This window comes from Winogradskyella sp. R77965 (assembly GCF_044594915.1).
In the GTDB taxonomy this organism is placed as follows: Bacteria; Bacteroidota; Bacteroidia; order Flavobacteriales; family Flavobacteriaceae; genus Winogradskyella.
This window is the reverse complement of the sequence record NZ_CP138990.1, coordinates 1343028-1363103: the sequence shown is the minus strand read 5'-3', so window position 1 is coordinate 1363103 and position 20076 is coordinate 1343028. Positions and strand designations below refer to the sequence as shown.

At 33.2% G+C, this 20076-nt stretch carries 16 protein-coding genes; 9 read left to right on the top strand and 7 right to left on the bottom strand.

What is annotated here, in order from left to right; genetic code table 11:
- Positions 1 to 25: 25 nt before the first annotated feature.
- The 3 genes from lpdA to msrB form a co-directional block, all read right to left on the bottom strand.
- Positions 26 to 1402 carry a dihydrolipoyl dehydrogenase gene (lpdA, locus tag SJY34_RS06125; protein ID WP_400080081.1) on the bottom strand — a complete coding sequence of 459 codons (1377 nt, stop codon included), beginning with the start codon at positions 1400 to 1402 and terminating at the stop codon, positions 26 to 28.
- A gap of 154 nt (positions 1403 to 1556) precedes the next feature.
- A complete protein-coding gene (locus tag SJY34_RS06120; protein WP_400080078.1) occupies positions 1557 to 2111 on the bottom strand; it encodes a DinB family protein in 555 nt (184 codons plus the stop codon).
- Positions 2112 to 2219: 108 nt separating this feature from the next.
- Complete coding sequence (gene msrB / locus SJY34_RS06115; protein WP_400080075.1) at positions 2220 to 2705, bottom strand: peptide-methionine (R)-S-oxide reductase MsrB; 486 nt, start codon at positions 2703 to 2705, stop codon at positions 2220 to 2222.
- Between the two features lie 207 nt (positions 2706 to 2912).
- Here msrB and glgA point away from each other — a divergent pair, with 207 nt between their 5' ends.
- From glgA to SJY34_RS06070, 9 genes are all read left to right on the top strand, one after another.
- A complete protein-coding gene (gene glgA / locus SJY34_RS06110; RefSeq protein ID WP_400080073.1) occupies positions 2913 to 4121 on the top strand; it encodes a glycogen synthase in 1209 nt (402 codons plus the stop codon).
- Positions 4121 to 5389, top strand: a complete 1269-nt coding sequence (locus tag SJY34_RS06105; RefSeq protein ID WP_400080071.1) for a glucose-1-phosphate adenylyltransferase — start codon at positions 4121 to 4123, stop codon at positions 5387 to 5389. Before glgA ends, SJY34_RS06105 begins: the two co-directional genes overlap by 1 nt.
- 125 nt (positions 5390 to 5514) lie before the next feature.
- The gene (locus tag SJY34_RS06100) at positions 5515 to 7452 is read left to right on the top strand and encodes an alpha-1,4-glucan--maltose-1-phosphate maltosyltransferase (protein ID WP_400080068.1); all 1938 of its coding nucleotides are present in this window, start codon (positions 5515 to 5517) and stop codon (positions 7450 to 7452) included.
- 1 nt (position 7453) lies between these two features.
- A complete protein-coding gene (locus tag SJY34_RS06095) occupies positions 7454 to 9085 on the top strand; it encodes a maltokinase N-terminal cap-like domain-containing protein (RefSeq protein WP_400080065.1) in 1632 nt (543 codons plus the stop codon).
- A 3-nt stretch (positions 9086 to 9088) separates the two neighbouring features.
- Entirely contained in the window at positions 9089 to 10999 is a 1911-nt protein-coding gene (glgB, locus tag SJY34_RS06090) for a 1,4-alpha-glucan branching protein GlgB (protein WP_400080062.1), read from the top strand.
- A 234-nt stretch (positions 11000 to 11233) separates the two neighbouring features.
- Entirely contained in the window at positions 11234 to 13639 is a 2406-nt protein-coding gene (locus tag SJY34_RS06085; protein ID WP_400080060.1) for a TIM-barrel domain-containing protein, read from the top strand.
- A gap of 83 nt (positions 13640 to 13722) precedes the next feature.
- On the top strand, positions 13723 to 14550 hold the full coding sequence (locus SJY34_RS06080) for a M48 family metallopeptidase (RefSeq protein ID WP_400080057.1): 828 nt from the start codon (positions 13723 to 13725) through the stop codon (positions 14548 to 14550).
- A 70-nt stretch (positions 14551 to 14620) separates the two neighbouring features.
- Complete coding sequence (locus tag SJY34_RS06075) at positions 14621 to 15913, top strand: MFS transporter (RefSeq protein ID WP_400080054.1); 1293 nt, start codon at positions 14621 to 14623, stop codon at positions 15911 to 15913.
- Between the two features lie 24 nt (positions 15914 to 15937).
- Positions 15938 to 17053 (top strand): hypothetical protein, encoded by a 1116-nt coding sequence (locus SJY34_RS06070; protein WP_400080052.1) that lies wholly within the window; start codon positions 15938 to 15940, stop codon positions 17051 to 17053.
- A gap of 56 nt (positions 17054 to 17109) precedes the next feature.
- On the opposite strand, the gene SJY34_RS06065 is transcribed toward SJY34_RS06070, so the two are convergent.
- The 4 genes from SJY34_RS06065 to SJY34_RS06050 are packed head-to-tail and all read right to left on the bottom strand — an operon-like array spanning position 17110 to position 20046.
- Complete coding sequence (locus tag SJY34_RS06065) at positions 17110 to 17826, bottom strand: head GIN domain-containing protein (protein ID WP_400080049.1); 717 nt, start codon at positions 17824 to 17826, stop codon at positions 17110 to 17112.
- A gap of 26 nt (positions 17827 to 17852) precedes the next feature.
- Positions 17853 to 18941 (bottom strand): hypothetical protein, encoded by a 1089-nt coding sequence (locus tag SJY34_RS06060; protein ID WP_400080046.1) that lies wholly within the window; start codon positions 18939 to 18941, stop codon positions 17853 to 17855.
- On the bottom strand, positions 18919 to 19482 hold the full coding sequence (locus SJY34_RS06055) for a hypothetical protein (RefSeq protein WP_400080043.1): 564 nt from the start codon (positions 19480 to 19482) through the stop codon (positions 18919 to 18921). The genes SJY34_RS06060 and SJY34_RS06055 overlap by 23 nt, the downstream gene beginning before the upstream one ends.
- Before the next feature lie 12 nt (positions 19483 to 19494).
- Positions 19495 to 20046 (bottom strand): RNA polymerase sigma factor, encoded by a 552-nt coding sequence (locus tag SJY34_RS06050; protein ID WP_400080040.1) that lies wholly within the window; start codon positions 20044 to 20046, stop codon positions 19495 to 19497.
- Positions 20047 to 20076 lie beyond the last annotated feature (30 nt).

Sequence of the window (20076 nt, the reverse complement as noted above, 5' to 3'; positions counted from 1 at the left end):
TGGGAAGGCCAGGATGGGCTCTTTTTTATAAATGAATAACTTCGTCATAAGCAGCTGCAACAGCTTCCATAACTGCTTCACTCATTGTTGGGTGAGGATGTACAGCTTTTAATACTTCGTGTCCTGTAGTTTCAAGTTTACGGCCTAAAACCGCTTCAGCAATCATATCTGTAACACCAGCACCAATCATGTGACAACCTAGCCATTCGCCATATTTTGCATCAAAAATCACTTTTACAAAACCATCTTTATTTCCACCAGCACTTGCCTTACCAGACGCAGAGAATGGGAATTTTCCAATCTTTACATCTAAACCTTGTTCTTTTGCTTGTGCTTCAGTTAAACCAACTGAGGCAATCTCAGGAGAACAATAGGTGCAACCAGGAATGTTACCATAGTCTAAAGCTTCAACATGTTGACCAGCAATTTTTTCTACACAAAGTATACCTTCAGCCGAAGCAACGTGTGCTAATGCTTGCCCTGGAGTAACATCTCCTATGGCATAATAACCGGGAATATTAGTTTGATAATAATCGTTTACTAAAATTTTATCCCTATCAACAGCGATACCAACATCTCCTAATCCTATATTCTCAATATTAGATTTAATACCAACAGCAGATAATACAATATCAGCTTCTAATGTTTCTTCTCCTTTTTTAGTTTTCACAGTAGCTTTTACACCTTTTCCAGAGGTATCTACAGAAGTTACTTCTGCAGATGTCATAATTTTTATTCCAGATTTTTTGAAGCTGCGTTCTAATTGTTTAGAGACTTCGTCATCCTCTACAGGTACAATTTTGTCTAAATATTCTACAATCGTAACTTCAGTTCCCATAGAGTTATAGAAATAAGCAAACTCTACACCAATCGCTCCAGAACCAACAACAATCATCTTTTTTGGTTGCTTATCTAAAGTCATTGCTTGTCTGTAACCAATTACTTTTTTACCATCTTGAGGTAAACTTGGTAATTCACGAGATCTTGCTCCTGTTGCTATGATGATATTATCAGCGGAATATTCTTTTCCGTCAACATCGATTTTCTTTCCTGTTTTTAATTTTCCAAAACCTTCTATAACATCGATTTTGTTTTTTTTCATTAAAAATTTAACGCCATTACTCATGCCATCTGCCACACCACGACTACGTTTTACAACGGCGTCAAAATCGTGCTCAGCATCTTTTACTTTTAGTCCATAATCTTCGGCGTGCTTTAAATATTCAAAAACTTGAGCAGATTTTAAAAGGGCTTTTGTTGGAATACATCCCCAATTTAAGCACACACCACCAAGGCTTTCTTTTTCTACAACAGCAGTTTTAAACCCTAATTGCGATGCTCTAATTGCAGTTACGTAGCCACCAGGACCACTTCCTAACACTATGATATCGTATTTACTCATGCGTAAGTTTTTTTAGTTGAATTTTTCGAATTACAAAAATATGAAATTCCAAATACTAAAATCTAAATTCCTTGAAGAAAAGCGTTTTAATCTAAAACTCTATTAAAATTTCTATTCTTAGTATTAAGAAATTGGTTTTAATAATTGAATGTTATTAAAGATCATCTGTAAAATGCCTACGACTTTTATCTTGGTTAAACTTTGTTTTATTGTAAGCTTTAGATTTTCCCTTAGCAATTGATAGAGACTTCCATTTTTCACCTTTAACTAATTTTCCGATAAAAACAATTTGTCCGACGTGATAAGCATAATGCATCATTTGCCTGTTAATGGCTTCAGTTACTGAATGGCCTTGGTTTCTAATGTAGATAACTTTGTCTAAATCCCTTGTCGCTAAGGGTCTAATGGCTTCAAACAAACAATTCCAACCTTTATTCCAAGCTTCTAGTAACTCTGCTTTCGATGTAAATGTGTCTAGAAACTCTTCATCACGTTTTCTCCATTCCTTTTCTCCATCTTCTGTTAAAAAGTTAGTCCAACGGCTCAGCATATTGCCGACTATATGTTTTACAATAATTGAAATTGAGTTAGAGTCTTCAGCAAATTCCTTTTGCAGATCTTCCCATGGAATTTGTTCTATGGTTTTATCTCCAAGACTTTTATAGTATTCAAATTGCTTAATTGCACTAGTTAAATAAGACTGTTCCATATGACTTGCATTTGCACTATAAAATTAGCGATACAATATCTATTATACTAGAATTTAGAATAGTTAGATATTATATCGCTATTTGGCTTTTGTATTATTCTGAAAATTTTATTCTTCAGATGGAACAAACTTTAAAGCGACTCCATTTATACAATGACGTTTTCCTGTAGTTTCTTTTGGGCCATCATTAAAAATGTGTCCTAAATGACCTCCGCATGTAGCACAATGTTCTTCGTCTCTACTGTAACCTAACTTATTGTCTGTGCCATAAGCTACATTACCTTCTATTTCTCTATCAAAACTTGGCCAACCCGTACCAGAATCAAATTTATGTTCACTTTTAAATAAAGGGGTGTCACATGCCGCACAATGATAAACCCCTTTTTCATAGTTCTTATTTAATGCACTAGAAAAAGGACGTTCAGTACCAGCTTCTCTTAAAACATAATATTGTTTTTCAGTGAGTTGTTCTTTCCACTCTTTATCTGTCTTTGTAACAGCAAAAGTTTCTTTTTCTTTGGTCTCATTTTTTTGAGCTGAACTGTTACAGCTAAAAAATAAAGCTAAAACGAATAGTGATATGATTTTTCTCATGTTATAAATTTAATGCTTTTTTGATATTAAATTAGGTCGAAAACGATATTAATTCATTACGAAATCGATTTAATTTTTCAGATCGATATTTTTTCATGTATCACGGTAGAGTTTAAATAATTTGTCTTAAATTTAATCGATATTCCCATCTACTATCATTTTTTTAAAGATCTTAACTAAATTAATAATTTACAGTACTGATAATTAATGAAGGCATTATTTTTTACAAGAGAATTCCCACCTTACGTTTATGGTGGAGCAGGAGTACATGTTGAATATTTGGCAGGTGAGCTTGCTAAATTAATGGAAATGGAGGTCAGAGCATTTGGTGACCAAGATATTTCAAACAACAACTTGAGTGTAAAAGGTTTTCCTTTTGAAAATTCAACTTTCGATAATGCGAATGACAAATTAAAGGCGGTTTTTAAAACGTTGAGTACTGGTTTAAGTATGTCTTCCGATGAGATTGATGCTGATATTGTGCATTGCCATACCTGGTATTCTCATTTTGCAGGCATTATGGCAAAATTATGTTATGGGGTACCTTTAGTTATTACGACACATTCTTTAGAGCCGTTGCGACCATGGAAAAGAGAGCAATTAGGAAGAGGTTACGATGCATCTTCTTGGATTGAAAAAACAGCTATAGAAATGGCAGACTGCTTAATTGCTGTATCTGAAGAGACCAAGGATGATGTTTTGAAGCATTTTGATGTTGACGAAAGTAAAATTGAAGTTGTCTATAATGGTATAGATTTAGAGCAATATGTTGTTGTTAATGAAACCTCAGTTTTAGACGAATACGGAATTGATAAAAACAAACCTTATGTGTTATTTGTTGGGAGAATTACACGTCAAAAAGGAATCATACATTTAGTAAATGCAATCAAATATATTGATGAAGACACTCAAATAATTTTATGTGCTGGAGCTCCAGATACACCAGGAATTGGTAGAGAAATGGAAACTGCTGTTAAAGAAGCCTCTAAGACAAGAGATAATATTATTTGGATAGATAAAATGCTCGATAAAAAAGATGTCATTCAACTCTATTCTCATGCAGATGTATTTTGTTGCCCTTCTATTTATGAACCATTTGGTATTATTAACATAGAAGCAATGGCATGTGAAACAGCTGTAGTTGCAAGTGCGGTTGGTGGTATAAAGGAAGTAGTTGTTGAAGGCGAAACAGGATTATTAATTAGTTTAGAACAGCAAACAAGTGCACCTTTTGAGCCTGTAAATCCTGATCAATTTTCAAGAGATTTGGCAGAAGGCATTAATAGAGTAATTAATGATAAAGCATTGCAAAATAAAATGGCGAAAAATGGTCGAAAGCGCGTTGAAGAATTTTTCGATTGGAGAGCCATTGCAAAACAAACAGAAACAATATATAAATCTCTAATAGCTAAATAATGATAAACAACAAAGTCTTAAGTATTATTTTAGGAGGTGGTCAAGGTTCAAGATTATATCCTTTAACTGAAAGCCGTTCTAAACCAGCCGTACCAATTGCTGGTAAATATCGACTGGTAGATATTCCAATTTCAAATTGTATCAATTCAGACATCAAACGTATGTTTGTATTAACGCAGTTTAACTCGGCTTCCTTAAATAAACACATAAAAAACACCTATCATTTTAGTTTTTTTAGTTCTGCTTTTGTAGATGTACTAGCTGCAGAACAGACTATTAGTAGTGGTGAGTGGTTTCAAGGAACAGCAGATGCAGTGCGCCAGAGTATGCATCACTTTTTAAGACATGATTTTGAGTATGCTTTAATTCTCTCTGGAGACCAGTTATACCAAATGGACTTCAATGAAATGATTGAAGCACATGAGGAAAGTGGAGCCGAAATATCAATTGCTACGTATCCAGTAGATGCTAAAGATGCTACGTCATTTGGAATAATGAAAACGGACGAGAATAATATCATTAAGTCGTTTATTGAAAAACCAGACGCATCTTTATTGCCAGAATGGACTTCTAATGTTAGTGATGACATGAAAAATAGTGGGCGACACTATCTGGCATCCATGGGAATCTATATTTTTAACAGAGACTTGTTAATTAAACTGATGAAAGATGATGGAACTGTAGATTTTGGTAAAGAAATAATTCCTGGGGCCATCAAAAAGCATAAAACTCTAAGCTATCAATATGAAGGCTATTGGACAGATATTGGTAATATAGATTCTTTCTTTGAAGCTAATTTAGGGTTAACAGATGCAATACCTCAGTTTAATTTATACGATAATGATCAACGGATTTATACTAATGCTAGGATTTTACCAACCTCTAAAATTTCGGGAACATTATTAGATCGTACAGTTATTGCAGATGGTTGTTTAATACATGCTGCAAAAATAGAACGTTCTGTAATTGGAATTCGCTCAAGAATTGGCGCTGAATCAACTGTTATAAATTGTTACATGATGGGAAATAGTCAGTATGAATCTTTAGAAGATGTACAAGCTAAGAAAGTGGATACATTTATGGGTATAGGTGAGCGTTGTTTTATAAAGAATGCAATTCTTGATAAAAATTGTCGAATTGGTGATGATGTAAGAATTAATGGAGGAAAAAATCTCAAAGACAAAGAAACAAAGAGTTATTTAGTTAAGGATGGAATTGTAGTGGTGAAGAAAGATGCTCATATACCTTCAGGTACTATTATTCAGTAGAAAACACCCTTTTTTTTATGAGTTATCCAATTCTAACATTTTAATTTAGAATTCCTATTATATAAAACAAAAAGTGATACTAATTTTATTAGTTTTGCTTTTGTATTATTCAATTATCCAACCCTATGCAAAACCAGAGACGAGTTGTTATCGACTCAGTTAAACCTCAAATTAACTGTGGAGAATTTTTCATTAAACGTATTGTAAACGAAATTGTAAATGTAGATGCACATGTTCTTGTAGACGGTCATGATGTCATTGCTGCATCGGTTTTATTTAAACACGAAAAGGCAAAAAGATGGAGTGAAGTTAGGATGTATGATGTTGGAAACGATGAGTGGAAAGCTTCTTTCTCTGTTGAAAAGCAAGGTTTCTATACTTACAAAGTTCAAGGTTGGGTAGATCATGCACTCAATTGGCAACATGGTATTGAACGTAAAATTGCTGATAACCAACACGTAAAATCAGAATTACTAGAAGGTATTACGCTATTAGAGCCTTTATTAAAAAAAGGGACTAAGGAAGAAAAAGACTATTTAAAGTATTGTATTGACAGCTTTAAACACGATATTAAGTACGAGGATGCTATTAAAGAAGCAATAAGCACTAAACTTCATAACATATTTGTAAAGTATCCTGAAAAGGATTTGGCTAACGAATCCAAAGAGCTTCAAGTTTACGTTGATAGAAAGAAAGCGAGATTCAGCACTTGGTATGAGTTTTTTCCACGTTCAGCATCTGAAGTTGAAGGCCAACATGGCACATTTAAAGATTGTGAACGCCTATTACCTAGAGTAGCACAAATGGGATTTGATACCTTATATTTCCCTCCTGTGCATCCAATTGGTGAAGTGAATCGAAAAGGAAAAAATAATACAACCGATGCAAAGAAAGGAGATGTTGGTTCTGCATGGGGAATCGGATCAAAGGATGGAGGACATAAAGATATTCATCCGCAATTAGGTTCTGTAGAAGATTTTAAGCGACTTGTTAAAAAAGCAAAAGAACTCAATTTAGAGATTGCTATGGATTATGCATTGCAAGCTGCACCAGATCATCCTTGGGTAGACTCAAATCCAGATTGGTTTAAATGGAGGCCAGATGGAACTGTACAGTATGCAGAGAATCCACCAAAAAAATATCAAGATATTCTCCCTATTTATTGGGAAAGTAAAGATTATAAAAATTTGTGGAAAGAATGTCTAGATACCATGTTGTATTGGATAGATTGTGGAGTCAATGTTTTTAGAGTAGATAATCCACACACCAAACCTTATTATTTCTGGAACTGGTTGATTGATAATGTAAAGAAAAAACATCCAGATGTATTGTTCCTAGCGGAAGCTTTTACCAAGCCAAAAGTAATGGAGCAATTGGCAAAACAGGGTTATACACAATCCTATACTTATTTTACTTGGCGAAATACAAAGCACGAATTTATTGAGTATATGAACGAGTTGACTCAGACTGATCAGCGCGAATATATGCAACCTAATTTTTGGCCTAATACTCCTGATATAAATCCATATCATTTGCAAGGGGCTAATGAATCTAAGTATCTTCAGCGCTATGCATTGGCAGCAACATTAAGTTCGAGTATTGGTATTTATGGACCTGTTTTTGAACAAATGATCGACGAAGCTATTCCTGGGAAAGAGGAATATTATATGTCTGAGAAATTTCAAATCTGTCATTACGACTGGTTTAAAGTCAGTAAATTGACATTATTGATATCAAAAATTAATACAATTCGTCATCAAAATGAAGCACTACAGCAAACCAATAATATTAAGTTCTGTGAGATTCAAAATGATAACCTTATCGCATTTTATAAATGGAATGATGCTAAGACCAATGAGCTTTTGATAATTATTAGCTTGGATCAATATTATGCACAACAAGCCAATTTACAATTGCCTTTAAGTGACTTAGGTATTAGTGCTGGCCACAGAGTACAAGTAGAGGATTTAGTTACGGCAAGTAGTTACAACTGGCATAACGAATGGAATTTTGTAGAATTACATCCAACACTTCCATTTCACATCTTTAAGATAAGCAAATAGGATGGCAAATAAAGAAGCAAAAGCAATAACACAACCACCACCATATAATTTTGACGATAAGTGGGAAGAACTTTTAGAAAATAAAGAGTTTATAAAAGTGTTTTTGTCCGATGTTCTCGAAGACTATATTGTAAAACAACGTTGGTATGGAGGTAAAGCGAGTAAGCTAAAATATATAGAACTTGCTGAATCTTTTCGAATTCAAAAAGATGGTGAAGTTTATTATGGATTGATTTTAGAAGTCAATTTTACCGAAGCTTTCTATCAACATTATTTCTTACCTATTGCATTTGTTTCTGATGAAAGTTTTGCGAAAGATGATCGTATCTTACCAATAAGTATTCAAAATCAAAAGGGCTTTATCATTGATGCTATAAATCTTGAAGCTTTTAGAAAAGTTGTTTTTGAACGTATATTAACTGCTGTCCCTAAAGACAAAACACGTGTGCGCTATCATAAAAGTGAACTTTTTAAAGATTGCGAATACGAATCATCCCGATATATGGGTATGGAGCAAAGCAATACTTCAATTGTATATAATGAAAAGTATGTTTTAAAATTCTTCAGACGAATTTATTCAGATCGCAATCCCGATTACGAAATGAGTCGTTTCTTATCCGATAAGAAAGATTATAAAAACACACCCGCTTATTTAGGAAGTGTTCAAATTAAAGATGCTGATAATCTAAATATCACTATAGGTTTAATGCAAGAGATGGTTGAGAACCAAGGTGATGCATGGGAATATATGCTCGAGGAGTTTCATAAAGTATTTTCAAATTTAGAATACAAGAGAATAGACATTTCAAAATTACCTAGAACCGAAGATTATGGACGGTTAGAAATTAAAGATGTACCAGCACAAATTATAGATTGGGTTGGGTTGAATGTTTTTACAAAAATTCAAACTTTGGCAAAGCGAACAGCAGAGATGCACATCGCACTAGGTAGTGAGTTTGAAGACACGTCATTTACTCCTTCGCATTTTAATGGAGATTATGAGGTTTGGCTGAAGAATCGTCTACTGTATCAGTTTCAAAATAGATTAAACACCATTGAGAATAATTTGCATAAACTAGAAGGACTAGCTTTAGAGTTGGCAAATGAGTTTTTAGAACAAAAGAATATTATTAGAAAGCGCTTTGTTGATTTCGATTGGACGAAATTAAAAGGAGAACGCATCAGAGTTCATGGAGATTATCATTTAGGACAAGTTTTGGTAAAAGATGAGGATTTTTATATTCTAGATTTTGAAGGCGAACCAGAAAGTACCATTAGAGACCGTAAGGTAAAGCAGCCACCATTAAAAGATATTGCTGGCTTATTTCGTTCTTTTCATTACGCTATCTATGCGACTATTTTTAATAATATAGATTTATACAAACATGAGCAACACCATCTTTTTGAAGCAGGTGAAATTCTTTATCAATATCTAAAAAGTGTTTTTCTAGGAACTTATGTAGCTAAAGTTCAGGAAGCAAATCTTAATATAGGTTACAACCAAGAGCGTATTTTTCTTTTAAAATATGCAATGCTCGAAAAAGCGGTATATGAATTAGGCTATGAGCTAAATTCTCGACCAAAATGGGCAGTTATTCCTTTAAAGGGAATTTCAAATATCATTAACAACTAATTTATGGCAGAAGTAATTGTACACAGTCGTTTTACAGATTTCGATATCAACCTTTTTAAAGCTGGAAAGCATTATCGTTTGTACGAAAAATTTGGATCTCACATCACTACAATAGATGGTGTTAAAGGAGTCTATTTTGCAGTTTGGGCGCCAAGTGCTAAACATGTCTCTGTTATTGGTGATTTTAATTTTTGGGTAGAAGGTGAGCACCAACTCAATGTAAGATGGGATTCTAGTGGAATTTGGGAAGGTTTTATACCTGGAGCGGGAAAAGGAAGTAAATACAAATACAAAATACAAAGTAACAATAACGATATTAAAACTGAGAAGGCAGATCCTTATGCTAGACGTGCAGAGCATAATCCTAAAACAGCTTCAATTGTTTGGGATGAGCCTTACACATGGAAGGATAGCAAATGGATGAAAAAACGTAAAAAGCATAATGCTTTGGATGCTCCATACTCAGTTTATGAAGTTCATTTGGGCTCTTGGAAAAAACATATTGAAGAAGGTCGATATCTGTCTTATGTAGAAATGGCAGATGAATTAGTGACCTATGTTAGGGAAATGAACTTTACTCACGTAGAGTTGATGCCAGTGATGGAGTTTCCATATGATCCATCTTGGGGCTACCAAGTAACTGGCTATTATGCACCAACATCGCGTTTTGGTTATCCAGAAGAATTTAAACTCTTGGTAGATAAATTGCATCAAAACGATATCGGAATTATTCTCGATTGGGTGCCATCTCACTTTCCAGAAGATGCACATGGACTGGGATTCTTTGATGGTTCTGCACTCTATGAGCATCCAGATCCAAGAAAAGGCTATCATCAAGATTGGAAGAGTTTAATTTTTAATTATGGACGTAATGAAGTGAAGTCATTTTTAATCAGCAACGCTATTTTCTGGTTAGATCAGTATCATGCAGACGGTTTGAGAGTAGATGCAGTAGCTTCAATGTTATTTTTAGATTATAGTAGAGAAGATGGTGAATGGGAACCAAATATGTATGGTGGAAGAGAAAACTTAGAAGCTATGTCATTTTTGAGAGAAATGAACGAAGCGGTTTATTCTTCGTTTCCAGATGTTCAAACCATTGCAGAAGAATCAACGGCATTTCCTATGGTATCTAAACCAACTTTTATGGGAGGTTTAGGTTTTGGTATGAAATGGATGATGGGTTGGATGCACGATACACTTCAATATTTTGCAAAAGAACCTATATATAGAAGTCATCATCAAAATGATTTAACCTTCTCTATGACTTATGCATTTACAGAGAATTTTATGTTGCCATTAAGTCATGATGAGGTTGTCTATGGTAAACAATCAATTTTAGGTAGAATGCCAGGCGATGAATGGCAGCGTTTTGCGAATTTGAGATTATTGTACAGTTACATGTTTACGCATCCAGGAACTAACCTATTGTTTCAAGGTGCAGAGTTTGGACAAAGTGGTGAGTGGAATTTTCAACAGAGTCTAGACTGGCATTTATTGCAATACAAACCTCATAAAGGCGTACAAGAGTTACTTAAAGACTTAAACGCGCTTTATAAAAAAGAGCCAGCACTTTATCAAAAGCAATTTTCTGCAGAAGGTTTTGAATGGATTGACTATAACGATTCTGAAAATTCAGTATTTACATACATTAGAAAAGGTAACGATGAGAAGCATGATTTGATCATTGCTTGCAATATGACGCCAGTTCCTAAAGAAAACTACAAATTAGGATTACCAAGAAAGGGTAAGCTCAAAGAAGTTTTTAATAGTGATTTAAAAAAATACTTTGGTAGCGGAGAATTCAATAACAAAATTAAAACTACGAAAGCTAAAGCTTGGCATTTTAGAGATCATTCTATAGATATTAATATTCCACCTTTAGGAATGGTGGTTTTTAAGTATTCCAAATAGACAAAAATGATAATTGTTTGGATTTTAGGTTTGTAATTATTTAAAAATTGGGCGATTTTTTTAGAACTAACTAATATATTTTTAATAAAAAATTTAGTAAAAATTGCTATAATCGTAAAATTTTACACTTAATCTGAATAGTTAATAACAATTACTAATAACCATAGAGAAGACTTTCAGAAGTTCTATTTTTTCCTTTTTTTTGCGAGTAATTTTTGCTAGCAAAATTAACCTATGATTGTAAATACAGAATTAGAAAATAAAGGGAATCTATTTCCTTCAAAAATAATAGACTTCAAAAAAGATGTTGATAAATTATACTTTTCGACAGATAATGATGTCATCCTTGAGCTGACAGTCGTAAGAGACAGTTTACTTCGATTTAGATATACCACAGTTGGCAATTTCGATAAAGATTTTTCTTATGCAATAACAAAACATGCAAGTATTGGATATAACAAATTAGAAATTAAAGAAAAAAAAGAAAGCTATGAAGTAACTACTTCTAAATTACGGTGTGAGATTTCTAAAGCCAATTTAAAAGTTTCTATTTACGATGCCAAGGATGGAAAACTCATTAATCAAGATGAAAGTGGTTTCCATTGGGAAGAAAGTTATGAGTTTGGTGGTAATATTGTTAAGATGAGTAAGGTCTCAAATGATGGGGAAAGTTACTTTGGGCTTGGAGATAAACCCAATCATCTTAATCTAAAAGGCAAGCGTTACAGCAATTGGGTAACTGATTCTTATGCCTATGGTAAAGATACTGACCCTATATATAAAGCTATTCCGTTTTATACTGGCTTGCATCATGGCAAGGCTTATGGAATTTTCTTTGATAATACGTTTATGTCTTCTTTCGATTTTGCACATGAGCGCAGAAATGTAACGAGCTTTTGGGCACAAGGAGGTGAAATGAATTATTATTTCTTCTACGGTCCAAAAATGAATGATGTTGTAGAAAGCTATACAGATTTAACAGGAAAACCACATCATCTGCCACCACTTTGGGCATTAGGTTTTCATCAATGTAAATGGAGTTATTATCCTGAAAGCAAAGTAAAAGAAATTACCTCAACATTTAGAAAACTTCAGATTCCATGTGATGCTATTTATTTAGATATTGATTACATGGAAGGTTTCCGTTGTTTTACTTGGAACAAAGAGTACTTTCCTGATCCAAAAAGAATGGTAAAAGAGTTAATGGATGATGGTTTTAAAACTGTTGCTATTATTGATCCAGGTATTAAAATAGATAAAGACTATTCGGTTTTTAAAGAAGCATTAGAAAAAGATTATTTCTGTAAGCGCGCTGATGGAGATTACATGAAAGGTAAAGTATGGCCTGGCGAATGTTATTTCCCAGATTTCACAAATCCTGAAGTAAGAGATTGGTGGTCTGGTTTATTCAAGGAATTAATTTCTGACATTGGTATAAAAGGTGTTTGGAACGATATGAATGAGCCTGCAGTCATGGAGGTGCCAAATAAAACATTTCCTGATGATGTACGCCATGATTATGACGGTAATCCATGTAGTCATAGAAAAGCCCATAACATTTATGGTATGCAAATGGCGAGAGCAACATACCAAGGATTAAAGAAATATTCTTATCCAAAACGACCTTTTGTAATTACGCGTTCGGCTTACTCGGGTACACAGCGTTATACGTCTACCTGGACAGGGGATAATGTAGCAACATGGGAGCATTTATGGATTGCTAATATCCAAGCACAGCGTATGGCTATGTCTGGTTTTTCTTTTGCTGGTAGTGATATAGGTGGCTTTGCAGAGCAACCACAAGGAGAGTTGTTTACACGATGGATTCAACTTGGTATTTTTCATCCATTTTTTAGAGTTCATTCTTCTGGTGATCATGGTGACCAAGAACCGTGGGCTTTTGATGAAGAAGTAACAGATATTGTTAGAAAATTTATTGAAATTCGATATCAGATATTGCCATATTTATATACTGCATTCTGGAATTATGTAGACCATGGAACACCATTATTAAAGTCTCTGGTTTTATATGATCAAGATGATGTACAGACACATTACAGGACTGATGAGTTTGTATTTGGGGAACAGATATTAGCTTGTCCAATATTAGAGCCTAATGCCAAAGGCAGAAGAATGTATGTGCCTAAGGGGAACTGGTATAATTTCTGGACTGATGAAATTGTTAAAGGTGGTAAGGAAATGTGGGTAGATGCAGATATTGATAGCATGCCTGTTTTCGTAAAAGAAGGTGCTATTATACCTAAATACCCAATTCAACAGTATGTTGGCGAAAAGGAAATTAAGCAAATTACTTTAGATGTTTACTATAAGAAAGGTAAGGAAAAGAGCGAACTATTTAGTGATGCAAATGATGGTTTTGATTATACCAAAGGACGTTTTAGTCTAAGAACATTTAATTTAACTGGTAGAACTAAAGAATTAATTATTAACCAACATAAAGAAGGTAAATTTATTACTCCATACGATACATTTAAGATTCAAATTCATGGGCTTCCTTTTGAAGTAGGTGAAATTCAGTTAGATAATGAAATTATTTCTTTAAAAGAGCTGAAGTCTAATGGAACGAGTTCTTTTGAAATTGATAAAAATTTCTCAGAGCTTCACATCATAAGTAAATAGATGATGTGACTAATATGCAAATATTGAGTCTAATAATATGATTTGATTTTTGTATTTTAGTAATTATTATAAAACCATTCGCTATGAATTTAAAAAAAACATTAGTATCATTTGTTATAATAGCCATTATTTCATCTTGTGCTACAAACCCTTTTACGGGTAAGAAAACTATGGCTTTTGTTGGTAACGATCAGTTATTTCCAATGGCATTTGCACAATATAACCAAGTATTGGGAGAGAATAATGTTATAACTGGCACTAAAGATTCTGACATGATTACTCGTGTTGGTCAAAGAATTGCAGTTGCTGCAGAACGTTGGTTAAATGCAAATGGTCATCAAGGGTACTTAGACGATTACAAGTGGGAATATAAACTTATACAATCAGAGCAAGTTAATGCTTGGTGTATGCCAGGAGGAAAAATAGCATTTTATACTGGTATTCTTCCAATTGCACAAAACGAAACAGGTGTAGCTGCTATTATGGGACATGAAGTTGCTCATGCATTGGCAAATCATGGTCAACAACGTATGAGCGCATCTTATTTACAACAAGGATTAGCTGTTGCTGGTAATATCGCACTTTCAAACGATCAACAGGCATTAGGAATTTTTAATCAGTCATATGGCGTAGTTTCTAACGTAGCTGGTATGTTACCTTTTAGTAGAGGTCATGAAACTGAAGCTGATAAAATTGGCGTCATACTTATGGCAATAGCGGGTTATAATCCGGATGAAGCTGCAGAACTATGGAAGCGCATGAAAGCCAACAGTGGCGGACAAGCACCACCAGAGTTTTTAAGTACGCACCCAAGTAATGACACAAGAATTAGTAATTTACAAACCTTAGCACCTACGGCTAAATCTGAAGCAAAGAAATTTGGTGTTACAAGTTTTAGACCTATAAATTAATAATATATTAATAAATATTTGATTACTTTAGAAGCTGCTCAACAAGAGCAGCTTTTTTATTTTAATATTTATGAGCAAACTTAAAAAGGGAAGTAAAAAACTTCTTAATGCTTGGGCATTTTATGATTGGGCAAATTCTGTTTATGTATTAACGATTGCTTCGTCAATCTTTCCATTGTTTTACGCTTCATTATTTGAATCAAAAAATGAATTAGTGTCAGCTTTTGGCTTTACAATGAAACAAGAGACCTTGATTACTATAGTGACAGCATTCACATTTTTAGTCGTTGCTTTTTTATCTCCATTACTTTCAGGAATAGCTGATTATGTTGGTAATAAAAAGAATTTTATGAAATTCTTCTGTTATGTCGGTTCCGCCGGATGTATAGGATTATATTGGTTTAATTTGAGTTTTATTCACTTAAGTTTGTTGTTTTATTTCATGGGTTTAATAGGATATTGGGGGAGTTTAGTGTTTTATAATTCTTATTTACCAGATATCGCTTTTGAAGAGCAGCAAGATAGTATTAGTGCTAAAGGGTTTTCTATGGGTTATATAGGAAGTGTACTTTTGTTAGTTTTGAATCTCGTTATGGTGATGAGTCAAGAGGAGAATACTGATAAAATTGAGATGATGCGTTACTCTTTTATTACAGTTGGTATTTGGTGGGCTTTATTTAGTCAATACACATTTTATATATTGCCTAAGGGGGTTTCTTCAGAGCATAAGGTTACAAAGGATGTTGTTTTCAATGGGTTTCGAGAGTTAAAATCGGTATGGGAAGATTTAAAACAAAACTTGAGATTAAAACGTTATTTAAATGCTTTTTTTGTATTCAGTATGGCAGTACAAACCATTATGTTAATGGCTGTATACTTTGGAGAAAAAGAGATTACTTGGTCTTCTGATGATGAAAAAACTATAGGCTTAGTTGTGAGTATTTTAGTAATACAATTGGTAGCCATAGGTGGTGCTATATTAACCTCCAGGTCTGCTTCAAAATATGGAAACATCAATACACTTATAGTCATTAATGGAATATGGATGTGCCTTTGTGTTTATGCGTATTTTATGAATACACCAGTTCAATTTTATGTGGCAGCTGGTTTAGTAGGTTTAGTAATGGGCGGTGTTCAGTCTTTAGGACGTTCTACTTATTCTAAATTTCTACCTGAAACCGACGACACAACCTCTTATTTCAGTTTTTATGATGTAGCTGAAAAAATAGGAATTGTTATAGGTATGCTAATCTTTGCTATAGTAACTGAATATAAATCTATGCGATATGGTATTTTATTTTTATTCGTTTTCTTTTTGATAGGAATAATTTTACTTTTCAGAGTTCCCAAAGAAGAATTATAAAATAATACGTAACTTTATCTCGCTATGATGATAAAAAAACGCTTATTGCGTCTTCTTTTTATACTCCTATTTTTTGTTAATTGCGATAATGAGCCTTATGAAGGCGAAATAATTATTGAAGATGACTCATGTCAAATAGCTACTAAAGCCTCAGTAATTGCAGCAGAAAATTATGCTCTTGCTTCAGATGAAGATTTCAGTATCTTATGTCAGACTTATAGAGATGCCTTAGAAAACCAAATAGAAACATGTGGTGATGAGGATGGAATCTTGCAAGCCTCTGTTGATGATTTAGCGGAGTGTACCATGGTTAATGAATTATGTGAGGAAGCCATAACTGCTGCGCAAACAGCACGACATAATTATTTAGCCGCTGAGGATATTAATTTCGAAGCGCTATGCACCGTCTATAGAGATGCTCTGCAATATCAAATTGAAGTTTGTGGTGATGATGGTTCGTTACAAACTCTAATTAATGAACTAGGTAATTGTGAATTAGACGCAGATCCATGCGAAGAAGCGATTGAGACTACGACAATTGCTGAGGAAGCATATAATAATTTCACAGAAGAGAATTTTGAAGCGATATGCAATGCATATAAAGATGCGTTAATGAACCAGATAGAAATTTGTGGAGATGTTGATGGGAATTTACAACTTATTATAGATCAATTAGGAGATTGTATACCGGAGGATATTGTGCCCATTGAGGGTACATGGGTTTTAAATTTTATATTGGTAAGTAGCCAATTAGATATTGATAATGATGAACTGGAAACAATTAATATATATGCTGAAATTGACTGCCATGAAATAGAAACCGTAGAATTTTATGCAGATGGAACAGGCGAGTTTTATCGTTCTACAGTAGCTAATTATTCTTATGCTAACAATTTTGGTTCTGCTGATGGTGTCGATTATATGGTGACTTGTAGTGAGATAAATACTGCTATAAGTTTCAATTGGGTTCGGGTTGATAACAATATTTTTGCAACATTAACTGGTGGTAATACTATAACTTTTCTTAAGAGCCCTAATGTTTTGTCATTATTTATTCCGGACGGTTTCTCTGCTAATAATATAGATAATATATCACCAAATATTGTGCACGATATCTCATATGTATATTATAAAGAATAAAAAAAGAGCAAGCAAAGCTTACTCTTTTTTCATTTTTTTTGGTTGGGTTATAAATCTTAGTTACTTACACTACCAGAACCTGAAACCTTAGTGTCTTTATTTGTTGGTTTACCTGAATACGTTACATCTCCAGAACCTGAAACTCTTGCTTTAAGTTTTCCGTTGCAAACCACAACTATATCTCCAGAGCCAGCTATCCTAGCATCAACATTTAGACTTTCTAAGCTTTTACCATTAAAATCACCAGAACCAGCTATTTTAGTGGTTAAATCTGTTGTAGAACCTGCTAATTCAATATCACCAGAACCAGCAATGCTACTTTCTATACTTTGAGTAGATACATTTAGGTTAATATCTCCAGAGCCAGCTAATGATACATTAAACTCGTCTGCTTTTATAGTTCCTGAATTTTCAACATCACCTGAACCAGAAAGAGATACAGAACTTATTGACTCGTACGGAACAGTAACAACAATAGTTTTAGTAGATTTAAGGTTGTATCCTTTTTTAGTTTTTACAATAAGCTTATTATCTTTTACTTCAGTAATAATATAGTCCATTAGATTCGCATCTCCTTTTATAGTAATATCACCTTCAGTTCCTTTTACTAATTTAAAATCCATTGATCCTGCCGCTTTTAAACCGTCATAAGAACTTGTTGATCTTGTTATTGAAGTAATGTTACCATCTCCTTTAATCTTTTTCCATTGTGCAAATGAGATAGATGTACTTAAAAGAAATACTAATACTGTGATTGATTTTAATAGTTTCATAATTTTTGTTTTTGATTAAATGATTTTTATTGTTTTTTGAAACTCACACTTCCATGCTGTGAGTTGATTTTCAACATATTTCCTGAACCCTCAGTGCCATAGTAACCTTGGTATTTTTTACTTGTATGATTTATTTCTTTGTTAGTGAAATTAAAATCATCAGAGTCTCTTAATGAGCTATGCGCAAAATATAAATCGAAATTAAAATTAAAGGCTGCATCAAAACCTATAGTCATACTTGTAAATTTAACATCAATATCTATGTTATTGGCTTTTGATGCTATGCGATCAATCTTTAAAGAACCATGGCTACCTTCTACAGTTAGATTTTTAAACATATTACCAATTCTAAAGGTAAGGTGATTACCTTCACCTTCTAAATTGTTTACATTATCAACTTTTAAAGATCCATGATTACAATCGTAATCAACGTTTTCTGCAAACTCTACTATAGAGCGTGTGTGATTGGCTTTAATAGTTATTTTTTCAGTTTTTGCCACTGTAAAACCACTATGGTTTGCTGAAATTTCACCTTCTTTAATATACTCAAAATAACAATTTCTTGTATGATTAAAATTAATCACGTTCTTACTAGACATTAATTCTTTGGTAGTGATTTTACCGTGATCACATCTAATTTTACTAGAGCCTTTTAATTTATCTAAATTAATTGATCCAAATTTATTGTTAAGATCTACATTGTTAGTCATAGGCATCTTAATGACATAGTCTATTTCCATTTTTAGATTCGCCTTCTTGCCCCAATTCCACCAACTTTTTTCAGTTTTACTAATTTCAGTTATAGCGGAAACCAAGTTAGTAGAAGATGAAAATTCTACATCAATTCCATCAAGACGTTCTTGTACTTTTTCAGCATTATTGCCGGTTATTCTAATCGTAATATCAAATTCTACTCGATTTTCATCCCAAGTGATAATATCTAAGTTTCCAAAGCTATTCTTCACTTGTACAGTAGCGTTAGAAGATACATTAAATGATTTTTTAATAGTTCTCTCTTCGGTCGTTTTAGCAGTTTCTATTTCTGTGTTTGCTAATACAACAAAAGGCATTAACAAAAGTAATAGGGCTAATCTAAATTGTATTTTTCGGTTCATCAGTATTAATTTTTAGTTCTTTAATAGTTTCTATTTGTTCTAAAACAGTATTTAAAATATCTATTCTGCTTTGAAAGTTCGAAATCATTGCATAAATAACACGTTGGTCTTTTCCGCTTTCGGTTAAATCTGTTTTTAAATTTTGGTAATCGGTTTCTAATAATTGAATTTGCTCTATAGCGTCGTTAATAATTTGCTCAGTTAAAGGCGAACGTTCGTCATTAAGTTTTTTTAATTCATTTTCAATAGTAACTGTGAAAAAATCTTGTGTTTCAGATAACTCTGGTGATACATTCGCTAAGTCTAAAGTTTCCGGTTCGTTTTGTAATGTTGTAAACACACTAAAACAAATCAATAAAGAAGCAGCAATAGCTAAAAAAGGTTTCCAGTTAAAATCAAATGACCTTTTTGTACCGTTCTGAGCAATATCATTAGTTTTGAGCTTATCCAAAAACCGTTGCTCATGTCCTTGTTTTGGTTCGTTTATATCAAACTTACCTTGTAGATCATCAAACAAATCGTCTATAGTATCTTTTTCCATAGTTGCTTTTTATTAAGCGGTTTGTACTAGTTTTTTTCGTAAACTTTCTTTAGCTCTAGATATTAATGTTCTGCAATTTGCATAAGAAATATCCATAATGCTACAGATTTCTTCGTAATCATAGCCTTCTATAAGATGTAATGATAACCCTAAACTGTAATTAGGTTTTAATGTTTTCATTACACGCATTATTTGCTTTACTTTTTCATTATTATGATTACTTTCATCAATGCCTTGGTCATCTTCAACTTTGTAAGTTATATTATCTAGAGGTACTTCATTTTGCTTCATTGTTTTGTTATAGTGCGCAATACTATTATTTACAACAATGCGTTTTAACCATGCTCCAAATAATTTGGAGTCCTCTAGCGTTTTTAACTTAGTGAATGCCGTTAAAAAAGACTCTTGCATAATGTCTTCAGCCTTAAAAGAATCTTTTACAATTCTAATCGCTGTGTTATACATTGCTTTATTGTATCTGTTGTAAACCTCTAATTGTGCACGTTGGTTGCCAGAACTACAAAGCAATATTAACTGTTCGATATTTTGATTGGTTGATGTCAAAAAAACAATTGCTTTAGTATAAAGATGAAG